Origin of the sequence: Comamonas fluminis (assembly GCF_019186805.1) — a bacterium.
GTDB classification, from domain to species: Bacteria; Pseudomonadota; Gammaproteobacteria; order Burkholderiales; family Burkholderiaceae_C; genus Comamonas; species Comamonas fluminis.
Window position 1 is genome coordinate 1,197,972 of sequence record NZ_CP066783.1, and the last position, 11,793, is coordinate 1,209,764.

Below are 11,793 nucleotides of genomic sequence, written 5' to 3' on the forward strand. Positions count from 1 at the left end.
ATGGAGCGAAAGCGACACACCATGCGAATTGACAAACTGACGACCAAATTCCAGGAAGCTCTGGCCGACGCGCAGTCTCTTGCGCTCGGTGCTGACCAATCCACCATTGACCCCCTGCACCTGCTGGTCGCCATGTTGCGCCAGCCCGATGGCCCCTCTGCGCTGCTGCAGCGTGCCAGCGGCAATGTGCAGCAACTGAAAAACCTGGCCGAGCAGGCCATGGCCGACCTGCCCCGCGTGCAGCAGCAGGGCGATGTACAGGTGGGCAGCGAGCTGGCCCGCCTGCTGCAGGCCACCGAAAAAGAAGCGCTCAACCGTGGCGACCAGTTCATTGCCAGCGAGCTGTTCTTGCTGGCGCTGGCGGATGCCGCAGGCTCGGCCACACGCGCCGGTGCCTTGCTCAAACAATGCGGCGTGAGCAAATCCAGTCTGGAAGCCGCTATCAATGCCGTACGTGGAGGACAGAAAGTGGACAGTGCAGAAGCCGAAGGCCAGCGCGAAGCGCTCAAGAAATACACGCTGGACCTGACCGAGCGCGCCCGCATCGGCAAGCTCGACCCTGTGATTGGCCGCGACGACGAAATCCGCCGTGCCATTCAGGTGCTGCAGCGGCGCAGCAAGAACAACCCCGTGCTGATTGGCGAGCCCGGCGTGGGCAAGACCGCCATTGTGGAAGGTCTGGCCCAGCGCATCGTGGCCGGTGAAGTGCCCGAGAGCCTGCAGGGAAAGCGCGTGCTGTCGCTGGATATGGCGGGCCTGCTGGCCGGTGCCAAGTACCGTGGCGACTTTGAAGAGCGCCTGAAATCCGTGCTCAAGGAAATTGCGCAGGATGAAGGTCGCATCATTTTGTTCATCGATGAAATTCACACCATGGTCGGCGCAGGCAAGGCCGATGGTGCGATGGACGCTGGCAATATGCTCAAGCCCGCGCTGGCGCGTGGCGAGTTGCACTGCGTGGGTGCCACCACGCTGGATGAATACCGCAAGTACATCGAAAAAGATGCTGCGCTGGAGCGCCGTTTCCAGAAGGTGATCGTGGACGAGCCTTCGGTGGAAGACACCATCGCCATCCTGCGTGGCCTGCAAGTGAAGTATGAGGCGCACCACAACGTCGATATTACGGACCCTGCTATCGTTGCTGCAGCAGAGCTGTCGCACCGCTACATCACAGATCGCTTCCTGCCCGACAAGGCCATTGACCTGATTGACGAGGCTGCGGCCAAGATCAAGATCGAGATGGACTCCAAGCCCGAGGTGATGGACAAGCTCGAGCGCCGCATGATTCAGCTCAAGATCGAGCGCGAAGCCATGAAGCGTGAAAAGGACGAGGCCTCGCAAAAGCGTCTGTCGCTGATTGAGGAAGAACTCGAAAGCCTGGAGCGCGAGTACGCCGATCTGGAAGAAATCTGGAAGGCCGAGAAGGCCAGCGCTCAGGGCTCCGAGCAAATCCGCAAGGAAGTGGACCAGCTGCGCATTCAGATCGAAGAGTTCAAGCGCAAGGGCGACTTCAACAAGGTGGCCGAGCTGCAATACGGCAAGCTGCCTGCGCTGGAAAAGCAGTTGCACGAAGCCCAGGTCAAGGAAGAGGGCCAGGACGGCGTGGCCACCAACAAGCTGCTGCGTACCCAGGTGGGCGCAGAGGAAATTGCCGAAGTCGTCAGCCGCGCGACGGGTATTCCCGTGGCCAAGATGATGCAGGGCGAAAAAGACAAGCTGCTGCACATGGAGGACAAATTGCACGAGCGTGTGGTGGGCCAGGAAGAGGCCATCAGCGCCGTGGCCAATGCCATTCGCCGTTCGCGCTCGGGTCTGTCCGACCCGAACCGTCCTACAGGCTCCTTCCTGTTCCTGGGCCCCACGGGCGTGGGCAAGACAGAGCTGTGCAAGGCGCTGGCAGGTTTCCTGTTCGACAGCGAAGACCACCTGGTGCGCATTGACATGAGTGAGTTCATGGAAAAGCACTCTGTGGCACGCTTGATTGGTGCGCCTCCCGGCTATGTGGGTTACGAAGAGGGCGGCTACCTGACGGAAGCCGTGCGTCGCAAACCCTATAGCGTGCTGCTGCTCGATGAGGTGGAAAAAGCCCACCCCGATGTGTTCAATGTGTTGCTGCAGGTGCTCGACGATGGCCGCCTGACCGATGGACAGGGCCGTACGGTGGACTTCAAGAACACCGTGATTGTCATGACCAGCAACATTGGTTCACATTTGATTCAAGCCATGGTGGGCGAGGATGCTGATGATGTGAAGGAAGCCGTCTGGGGGGAACTTAAAAACCATTTCAGACCCGAATTCCTGAACCGTATCGATGAAACCGTGGTCTTCCATGCACTGGACGCCAAGAACATCGAGGCGATTGCCAGAATTCAGCTGAAGCTGCTGGAAAGCCGTCTGCAGAAGATGGAGCTGAACATGCAGGTGTCCGAACAGGCTCTGGCCGAGTTGGCCAAGGTTGGTTTCGACCCCGTGTTTGGTGCCCGTCCACTCAAGCGGGCCATTCAGCAGCGTATTGAAAACCCGCTGTCCAAGTTGTTGCTTGAGGGAAAGTTCCCACCAAAGAGTACGATTGCAGTGACAGTGGACCCGGTCAATGAGCCGGGGGTGTTCCGGTTCGAGTCTGGGGCGGTAGCCTGAGGCCGAACGATAGAAAGGTATTGCTTTGAACGATTTCGCCACCACCGCAACCCGTTGGGCCGTCCGCATCATGCTGATGCTGGTGGGCCTGGTGTTCTTCCTGTGCCTGCTGGCAGTGGCTGCCTTGATTGCGGCTGCCTGGGGTGTGCGTGCACTGTGGGCCAAGCTCACAGGCCAGCCCGTGGTGCCCATGAGCTTTGGCTCCATGAGCCCGTTTGCCGGCTGGCAGACCGTGTACCGCTCGGGTGCAGAGTGGATGGCGCAATCGTCGGGCGATGCCGATGTCAAAAAAGATCAGCGTGAAGCCCGCTCGCGTCGTGGCGTGCTGCCCGGTAACGGTGAGGTGACCGATGTGCAGCCGCGTGAGGTGCATGAGTCCTGATCGACGGCTGAGCTGACTCTCGCCCGCAAAGAGCCTGCACTTGTATGTGTCAGGCTCTTTTTTTACGCTGTGTTTACTTCAACGCCATTGCGGCAGAGGTGAATTCCAATTCTTCGAGGGCACAATGGCTAAAAAGACACCCGAACAGAAGGCCGCAGAAGAGCGCCGATACATTGCAGCCTGTGGCGCGGCCAATGCGCAGGAGCTGGAGCCGTTTCTGACCGATCCGAATCAGGCCATTCGCGCAACAGCGGCGATGAACCCTGATGCGGATGCCGCAATTCTGGACCGCTTTGCCGATGACAGATTCTGGGGCGTGCGTATCGAAGTCATTCGCAATGCCAATGTGAGTGAAGCCACGCTGCGGCGCCTGCTGGAGCCGCGGCTGCCCAGGCGCGGCGTGGTGCACCATGCGGCGCGAGAGAAGCTGGAGGAGCGCGGCATTGTGTTTGGTGCAGACGGCATGCCACTGGACGCTGCGCCTTGAAGACTGGGCCGGGTGAGATTGAAAACAAGACGTGAACTGAGGGTTTGAAAACAGGCATGAACTACATGGACTTGCACCGCATTTTTGACTTGCAATACCAAGCCAGCCGCGCGCAGGTTGATGTGCCCGTGCTGGTGCGCCGCGAGCGTCTGCTGCGTCTGCAAAAGATGCTGGACGAAAACGCCGAATCGCTGTGTCAGGCAGTGCAGCAGGACTTTGGCGTGCGTTCCGAGCGCTGGACCGACATGCTGGACCTGATGCTGGTGCGAAACATGCTCAAGCACACGCTCAGGCATCTGGGGCAATGGTCCAGGCGCCAGCGCGTGCGCACGCCGCTGATGCTGCAGCCGGGCAAGGCCTGGGTAGAGCGCCAGCCGCTGGGGGTGATCGGGGTGATATCGCCCTGGAACTACCCGATTCAGCTGTCTCTGGCCCCTGTCATTACCGCTCTGGCTGCGGGCAACCGCGTCATGCTCAAGCCAAGCGAGCTGACGCCGCATACCTCGGCCAAGCTGGCGGAGTTGGTGGATCAGTTCTTTGCACCTGAAGAGTTTTGCGTGATTGAAGGCGATGTGGGCGTGGCCACGCAGTTTTCGGGGCTGCAGTTCGATCATCTGCTGTTCACTGGCTCCACGGCGGTTGGCCGGCGTGTGGCCCAGGCTGCCGCGGCGCACCTGACTCCCACCACGCTGGAACTGGGCGGGAAGTCGCCCTGCATCATTGCGCAGGACTGCGATATCGAGGCCGTGGCGCTGAAAGTGGCCTATGGCAAGTTGGTCAATGCGGGCCAGACCTGCATCGCGCCAGACTATGTGCTGCTGCCACGCGGCATGGAGCAGGCCTTTGCTGAGGCCTTCAAGGCAGCGGTGCAAAAGCTCTACCCGCGCATATCTGGCAACCCTGACTACACCGCCATCATCAGCAAGCGGCATCTGGCCCGGCTCAAGCAGATGCTGCGCCAGGCGCAAAGCCTGGGCGCACAGGTGCACTGGATGCATGAGGCCGCAGCCCCGGCAGCCGAGGGCGACAGCACCGCATGGGGTGAGGCGGTAGAGCGTCAACTGGCGCCTGCGCTGGTCTTTGGTACCACGGGCGAGATGCAGTTGATGCAGGAGGAAATCTTTGGCCCCATCCTGCCTGTGATCTCGTACGAGCGCATTGAAGACGTCATCAACGCCATCAACGCCAGCCCACGCCCGCTGGCGCTGTACTGGTTTGGCAATGATGAGGCCGAGCGTGATGCCGTGCTGACGCGTACCGTCAGCGGTGGTGTGTGCGTGAACGACACCTTGCTGCATGTGGCCCACGACAATCTGCCGTTTGGCGGCGTGGGCGACAGCGGCTGGGGCGCCTATCACTCAGAGCAGGGCTTTTTGCGCTTTGTGCACCAGAAGGCGGTCTTTGTGCAGTCTCGCTGGGCGGCGACTTCGTTGCTGTACCCGCCATTCGGTGAAAAGTTTGACCGGGTGATGGGCTTTATGCGTCGCTGGTTCTGAAGGCCAGCGAGAGCCATGAATGGCTTTATCGTCAGTTGAGACGATTTTCGCGCAATACGTTTGGTATCAAATAATGCGCAAACCCAAGATCAATGCGGGCTTTCTGCTCTAGTTTGGAGAGCGCATAGCACATAGCTTGCCATAGGGCAAGAAATAGCGAACAGCCGTAGTTGAGCACATGGCTAACAAGTGTGCCGCGTGCTAAATCTTTGAATACGTAGACAATTACGCCCTTTCTATTCTTACATGTTTCTGCTCCGGTTTTTCCATGTCTAGTATCCAGGTCCGTCCCGCTACTCTTCGCGATGCAAAAGCGATTGCCCAGATCCATACTGCTTCCGCACTGGAGGCTTATCGAGGTCTGGTTCCCGATGATCAACTGAAGGCCATGTCCTCGGTTGAAAAGCGTCAGGCTTACTGGCGCGAAGCTATTGAATACTGTGAGCCTCAGGTTCAGGTCGCCATTGATGGCGACAAGATCGTGGGCTTTGTCGGCTTTGACCGTTCGCGTGACGAAAAGTCCCGTCAGACCACTGGCGAGATTTGGGCTATCTACGCAGCTCCTTCTCACTGGAGCCAAGGCGTTGGCGTTGCCCTGTGGGACGCTGCCCGCGACGGTCTGCTGGAAGAAGGCTGCACCAATGTGACAGCCTGGATTCCACTGCGCAACGAGCGCGCTCTGCGTTTCCATGAAATGGCAGGCTTCAAGCGTGAAATGTCCACGGCCAAGACGGCTGTGATTGGCAGCATCAAGATTGAAGAAGTGCGCGTCAAGCGCCCACTGAACGGCTGATTGCCGTTGCTTTGAAAGACAGGCCGTGAAGACCCCTAGTAACAATGTCGCGGCCTCAGTCACCGCTCCCGCAACTGCTTTCGAACTGCTGCAATGGCAGAACGAAGACAAGGTCCAGCAGGCCTTGTGGCGCACCGAAAGCAGCTTGCCCAAACCCCGTCGCATAGAGCTTGCCGACGACACCATGCCCGCAGATACGGCGTTTCGCCATATCAGCGAAGGTGCGTCGCTGCTGTGGCGGGGCGATTTCCAGAACGCCCGCCAGCTGCTGCTGGCGCTGGGCCGCAGGCTGGATAAGAAGTCCAGCCGCAAGTCGCCCGCCAAGACGGAATTTCCCCACGCGTTTCACCTGTACCGCCAATCTCAGGCGCAGCGTGCGCGCATGCTGGCCAGCATTCTGATTGAGCTGGATGCGCAGTGGCATTGCGAACTGCGCCGTGCGCCCGACTGGCGTCAGGCCTGCAGTGAAAGCTGGGGCGCAGTACCCGTGCAAGGCCAAGCCTGCACGGTGCTGGTTCCGCTGCGTGACCTGCTGGGCGTGGTTGGCGCACACGAATGGCGCAAAAAAGGCGTGGAGATTGCCGCGCTGGATGGCGCCCGCATTCATGCCCACTACGGCGTTTTCTCGCCTGTGCGTGGCGAGTATCTGGAACTGGTTGCCTGGGCGCCCCTGCCCGCTGCTGGCGTGCAGCAGGCATGGGACATCGGTGTGGGCACGGGTGTGCTGTCGGCTCTGCTGCTCAAGCGCGGCGTCAAGTCCGTGGTTGCGACCGATACAAGCGAACGTGCTCTGGCCTGCGCAGGCGAAAACCTGCAGCGACTCGGTCATAAGGCTCAGGTGCAGTTGCAGCATGCGGATCTGTTCCCCGAAGGGCAGGCGGGCCTGATCGTCTGCAACCCGCCCTGGCTGCCGGGCAAGGTGGCATCGCTGCTGGATCACGCCATTTATGACGAAGACAGCCGCATGCTGCGCGGCTTTTTGCAGGGGCTGGCAGCACATTTGCTGCCTGGTGGCGAAGGCTGGCTGATTGTTTCCGATCTGGCCGAACACCTGAATCTGCGCAGCCGCGAAGAGCTGCAGGGCTGGATTGCTGCTGCAGGCCTGAAGGTGCTGGGCCGTGAAGAAACTCGCCCGCACCATGCCAAGGTGCAGGATGAGCAAGACCCGCTGCACGCTGCACGCGCTGCGGAAGTGACTTCGCTCTGGCGTCTGGCTGCTGCCTGATAGCCAGCAGCTTGGTGGCCGTAAAGCTTAAGCTAGGCTGGCTTCCATTTCGTTTTCTGTAATTGCAGTGGGCTCTGTGCTGGGCGGCTGTGCTAGCAGCGCCGAAAGCCGCTCGCGCAGCGATTCGGCGCGGTCTTGGCCAGCGTGCTTTTGCACGGCTTCCAGCAGCATCAGGCCGGCCTCTCTCAGCGCTGCCAGATCTCTGGCTTCCCGAAGCTGGGTGCGTAGTTGCTGGGCCAGTTCCTCATGGCGGTTGGCAAACAGGCGCTCACACATATCGAACAGATACATGCGGGTGCCAGCCATGTTGATGCTGGTGCTGGGTCGGGCGGGTTCTGAGTCATTGACCTGAGGGCTTGCCACGGGGCTTGCTTCAGGGGCTGCCTTGAGCGGGGCGATTGGCACCTGCGCAGATGGCGCCAAGGCTGCCGGCGCCACAGGCGGAGCGGTCTGCAACTGCAGATAACCTTGCTCCACCAATTGCCGTGCCAGTTCGGCATGATCGCTACCCAGCATGCGCTGCAGATCGTCCAGGCTTTTGCCGCCCGCCATCAGAAGCACCGAGCGTGCGCGCTGCGGCAGTTGGCGCGAGCCAGGCTGCAGTTCTTCAAGGGCTTTGGCGGTTTTTTGCAGAAGCATGAAACTCAGTCGCAATGTGTGTGAAATATTGTTATCTGCGCTATTGCACCCTGCCTCTGTGACAGACATGTGAATGCCCGAGCATTGGGCTTGCGGGGCCGCTGGCTACTTCTGAATCAATAGCTGCTAGCGCTTGATGAATAAGCGCTTGGGGCTATTTTTATATGTATTTGAAATGAGACTGCTGCTTGCGCCCATGGAGGGGCTGCTGGATTTTGTGCTGCGCGACGTGCTGACCCGTGTCGGTGGTGCGGATCACTGTGTCTCCGAGTTCATTCGCATCAGCGGCACGCTGCTGCCGGACAAGGTCTATCTGCGCACCATGCCCGAGCTACGCAATGGCAGCAAGACGCTGGCCGGTGTGCCTGTGCGGGCGCAGTTGCTGGGGTCTGACCCTGTCAGCATGGCCGAGAACGCCGCCAATCTGGCACGGCTGGGCCCGGAAGGCATTGACATCAATTTCGGCTGCCCTGCCAAGGTGGTCAACCGCCACGGCGGTGGCGCTTCGCTGCTGCAGGACCCGGCACAGATTGCCCGCGTGGTGGAGGCGGTGCGCAAGGCTGTGCCAGCGCATTTGCCGGTATCGGCCAAGATGCGCCTGGGCTTCAATGACCGCCTGCTGATGACCGAGTGCGCCCAGGCCATGGAGCAGGGCGGTGCCTGCGAAATCGTGGTGCATGCCCGCACCAAGCTGGATGGCTATCGGCCGCCTGCGTACTGGGAAGAAATTCCGCGCATTCGTGAAGCCGTGGGCGTGAATGTGGTGGCCAATGGCGAAATCTGGACGGTGGAAGAGGCACTGCGCTGTCGTGAGGTTTCGGGCTGTGACGACTTGATGCTGGGGCGTGGCATTGTGGCTGACCCGGGGCTGGCACTGGCGGTGCGCGCTGCGGTGGAGCAGGGGGTGAGCAGTCAGGGTGCAGGCATTGACTGGCTGCAGCTGGTGCCGCAGGTGCAACGCTTTTGGGAGATGGTTTGCGAGGATCTGGAGCCGCGCCAGCGGGCTGGGCGCCTCAAGCAGTGGCTGAACCTGATGCGCAGGCGTTTTCCGCAGGCGGAGGTCGCCTATCAGGAAGTGCGCACGCAAACCGATCAGCGCGCCATCAGCGATTGGGTGGCGGCCTTGCCCAAGCGTGATTTGCAGCAGGAGTGGCACTGGCCGCAGTCAGAGCGCTCTACAGCAGACTGTCTGGTGCCAGAGGCCCAATCAGCTGCAGCATAAGGCGCAGGGGCAGGCTGGCATCGGGCTCGGTGCGCGCGTCGCTCAGACCGCTGTCCTGCGGGGCGCGCCAGACCAGTTTGCCACTGGGGTCCAGCTGAACTCTCCAGCTGTTTTCAGGCAGGCTCTCGTCAATGCTGCTGGTGGCCAGTTTGCTGAAGGTGCGGCTGGCAATCAGCACGGCAATCTCGGTGTTCTGCAGTTGAGAGCGCATGTCCAGATTCATGGAGCCGATGACAACCAGGCGCCCGTCAATCACCAGCAGCTTGGAGTGCAGCATGGCCCGTGAGGCCCCCCCGCTGCTGCCGCTGGAACCTGTGCTGCCCGCACGAAGGGCGGAGCGCACATTGGCGGCTTCGCTGCGCATTTCATGCAGTTCAATGCCCATCTGCAGCAGCGTTTTGCGGTGGCGTGCATAGCCTGCATGGGCCAGTGGTGCATCGTTGGATGCCAGTGAGTTGGTCAGGATGCGGATACGCACGCCGCGGTCACGTGCGGCCCGAAACGCCTGCATGATTTCTGTGCCGGGCACAAAGTAGGGCGAAACCACCAGCAAGTCGTGCTGAGAGGTTTTGATGAGTGCCAGCAGCCCATCTACCACCGAGTCTGCATGCACAACAGGGGCTGCACCGGCCAAGGCACTGGCCTGGTTGTTGACGCTGGCATGCGAGTGCAGAGGTATGACGCCTGCACTGCCTGCAGCGTGTTCGCCGCCGCTTTCATCGCTTTCCGTGGGAATTTTTGCAGGGCTGTCGGCCAGCACCATGGCCTGCGCCCAGATCCACGGGAGCTTTTGCAAATCCAGGGCCTGGTCTTTCTGACTTTGGGCGTCCTGGGCGTCTGCCGGCTTGTGTGGCTGGGCATCTTCTCGCTCGAATTGAGTGCGAAGCTTCAGCAACTCATCTTCGCTGATCAAGGACTGCACGGGATAGGCGCGCACATTGTTCCAGTAGCTGTCAAAGCTGCGCGACAGGTCTTTGACCACAGGGCCGGCTGCCAGCACATCGACATCCACAAAGTTGCCATCATTCGATGCGTCGAAATAGGCGTCGCCCAGATTGCGCCCGCCCATTACGCCCATGGCGTTATCAGCCACAAACAGCTTGTTGTGCATGCGCTGCTGGGCGCGCTGAAAGTCCGTCAATATGCTCCAGGCACGCCCCAGGCTGGAGCCACGCGAACCCGCCAGCGGGTTGAACATGCGCATTTCCACATTGGGCACAAAAGCCAGGCGCATGACCTGTGCATCAGGGCCTGTGCTGTGAAAGTCGTCCAGCAACACCCGCACCCGCACACCACGCTGTGCGGCTTTCACAATGGCGCGCAATAGTTGTTCGGTACTGTGGTCCGCATGAATCGCGTAGTACTGCAGGTCCAGTGTTTTCTGCGCGCCCTGAACCAGCGCCAGGCGGCTGCTGTAGGCATGCTGCGGGCCAGACATCAGCACAAACGCAGATGTGCCAGGGGCAGCTTTGGCGGGTCTGGCTTTGCTCACCAGTGCGCCCAGGCGCGTTTCCTGTGGTTTGGCAAGTGCCGCAGAAACAGGTCGCTCCACGTTTTTGGGTAGCGGTGCCGCGCAGCCCGCCAACAGCAAGGTGAAGCTTGCAAGCCACAGGCCTAGCATGTGGCGTGAGCGGCCCGCGATGCGGGTCTTGAATGAGGACGAGGGCGGGGGCGGCATGTCTGATTTGTAACCTATGAACGTAAAGGTAAGCTGTCAGACAGTGCCCGGCCACACCGGGCTTGAAAGGCTTAAAACGCCGATCGCCCTTGCACTCTGGCCACGATGCGCAGATCAGGGCCTATGCGCGCCACATTCTGCAGCTCAAGCTGAACGCCTTCGCCAAGCTGCTCAAGCGGGCCAAAGTTGGCAATGCCCATGGCGCCGGTGCCCAGCAGCTTTGGGGCTTGATAGAAAAGAAACTCATCGACCAAGCCTTCACGAATCAGCGAGCCATTGAGTTTGAAGCCCGCCTCTACATGCAATTCGTTCGTACCGCGCTGGGCCAGTTCGCGCAGCATGCTGGTCAGATCAACCTTTCCCGCTGCATTGGGCATATGAATAACCGTAGCGCCTAGCGCTTGTAGTGGCTCAATCCTGGATTGATTCTGGCTGCAGGTGTAGATAAGACAGCCGCTAGGTGCTTTCAAAACATGAGCATCCAGCGGCATATCCAGCTTGCTGTCCACCACGGCAATACGGGGCTGGCGCGGTGTATCAAGGCCACGCACATTCATGCGCGGGTTGTCTTCCAGCACCGTGCCAATGCCCGTGAGAATCGTGCAGGCGCGTGCGCGCCAGCCATGCCCGTCGGCACGCGCTTCGGGGGAGGTAATCCACTGACTTTGGCCGTTGTGCAGAGCGGTCACTCCATCGAGCGAGCTGGCCGCCTTCATGCGCACCCACGGCGTTCCGCGCACCATGCGGCTGAAAAAGCCAATATTGAGCTCGCGCGATTCAGCGGCGCCTGGGCTAACTTCCACGGTAACGCCTGCTGCTTTGAGTCGCTCAAAACCACGTCCGGCTACTTGCGGGTTGGGGTCGGTCAATGCGCCAACCACCTTGCCAATGCCCGCTGCAACCAAGGCATCGCAGCAAGGCCCTGTGCGCCCTTGATGCGAGCAAGGCTCCAGCGTCACATAAGCCGTAGCGCCGTGCACATCATTGCCCTTGGCGGCTGCATCGCGCAGCGCCATCACCTCGGCGTGCGGGCCGCCAGCTTGCTGAGTGAAACCCTGGCCGATGATCTGGTCAGCGCTGTTAACGATCACGCAGCCAACGCGTGGGTTAGGAGAGGAAAGAAAAAGCGCCTGAGCAGCCTGCTCAAGCGCTTTGTTCATGAAATGGGCATGGTCGTTCATTACGCCCAATACTAATCGCAATGAACAAGGCTCTGCGGCCGGATATTTTCTGAATG

Annotated in this window: 10 protein-coding genes; 7 read left to right on the forward strand and 3 right to left on the reverse strand. The window is 60.4% G+C overall.

What is annotated here, in order from left to right; all coding sequences use genetic code 11:
* Nucleotides 1–21: 21 nt before the first annotated feature.
* From clpB to JDW18_RS05850, 6 genes are all read left to right on the forward strand, one after another.
* Nucleotides 22–2,634 (forward strand): ATP-dependent chaperone ClpB, encoded by a 2,613-nt coding sequence (gene clpB / locus JDW18_RS05825; RefSeq protein WP_218242756.1) that lies wholly within the window; start codon nucleotides 22–24, stop codon nucleotides 2,632–2,634.
* A gap of 25 nt (nucleotides 2,635–2,659) precedes the next feature.
* Nucleotides 2,660–3,016 carry a hypothetical protein gene (locus JDW18_RS05830; protein ID WP_218242757.1) on the forward strand — a complete coding sequence of 119 codons (357 nt, stop codon included), beginning with the start codon at nucleotides 2,660–2,662 and terminating at the stop codon, nucleotides 3,014–3,016.
* Between the two features lie 124 nt (nucleotides 3,017–3,140).
* Nucleotides 3,141–3,503, forward strand: coding sequence for a hypothetical protein (locus tag JDW18_RS05835; RefSeq protein ID WP_218242758.1), 363 nt, complete (start codon nucleotides 3,141–3,143; stop codon nucleotides 3,501–3,503).
* Between the two features lie 56 nt (nucleotides 3,504–3,559).
* Entirely contained in the window at nucleotides 3,560–4,999 is a 1,440-nt protein-coding gene (locus JDW18_RS05840) for a coniferyl aldehyde dehydrogenase (protein ID WP_218242759.1), read from the forward strand.
* Nucleotides 5,000–5,267: 268 nt separating this feature from the next.
* Nucleotides 5,268–5,792, forward strand: coding sequence for a GNAT family N-acetyltransferase (locus JDW18_RS05845; protein ID WP_218242760.1), 525 nt, complete (start codon nucleotides 5,268–5,270; stop codon nucleotides 5,790–5,792).
* Nucleotides 5,793–5,817: 25 nt separating this feature from the next.
* Nucleotides 5,818–7,017, forward strand: a complete 1,200-nt coding sequence (locus JDW18_RS05850) for a methyltransferase (RefSeq protein WP_218242761.1) — start codon at nucleotides 5,818–5,820, stop codon at nucleotides 7,015–7,017.
* Between the two features lie 27 nt (nucleotides 7,018–7,044).
* On the opposite strand, the gene JDW18_RS05855 is transcribed toward JDW18_RS05850, so the two are convergent.
* The gene (locus JDW18_RS05855) at nucleotides 7,045–7,656 is read right to left on the reverse strand and encodes a hypothetical protein (protein ID WP_218242762.1); all 612 of its coding nucleotides are present in this window, start codon (nucleotides 7,654–7,656) and stop codon (nucleotides 7,045–7,047) included.
* 175 nt (nucleotides 7,657–7,831) lie between these two features.
* On the opposite strand from JDW18_RS05855, the gene JDW18_RS05860 reads away from it, so the two are divergent.
* Nucleotides 7,832–8,878 (forward strand): tRNA dihydrouridine synthase, encoded by a 1,047-nt coding sequence (locus JDW18_RS05860; RefSeq protein WP_218242763.1) that lies wholly within the window; start codon nucleotides 7,832–7,834, stop codon nucleotides 8,876–8,878.
* On the opposite strand, the gene JDW18_RS05865 is transcribed toward JDW18_RS05860, so the two are convergent.
* Together JDW18_RS05865 and ribD are read right to left on the reverse strand one after the other, a co-directional pair.
* The gene (locus tag JDW18_RS05865; protein WP_246610503.1) at nucleotides 8,832–10,499 is read right to left on the reverse strand and encodes a phospholipase D-like domain-containing protein; all 1,668 of its coding nucleotides are present in this window, start codon (nucleotides 10,497–10,499) and stop codon (nucleotides 8,832–8,834) included. The two genes, JDW18_RS05860 and JDW18_RS05865, sit on opposite strands and share 47 nt — an antisense overlap.
* A 128-nt stretch (nucleotides 10,500–10,627) precedes the next feature.
* Nucleotides 10,628–11,737: a bifunctional diaminohydroxyphosphoribosylaminopyrimidine deaminase/5-amino-6-(5-phosphoribosylamino)uracil reductase RibD gene (ribD, locus tag JDW18_RS05870; RefSeq protein ID WP_218242765.1), complete on the reverse strand. Its 1,110-nt coding sequence runs from the start codon at nucleotides 11,735–11,737 to the stop codon at nucleotides 10,628–10,630.
* Nucleotides 11,738–11,793: the final 56 nt, after the last annotated feature.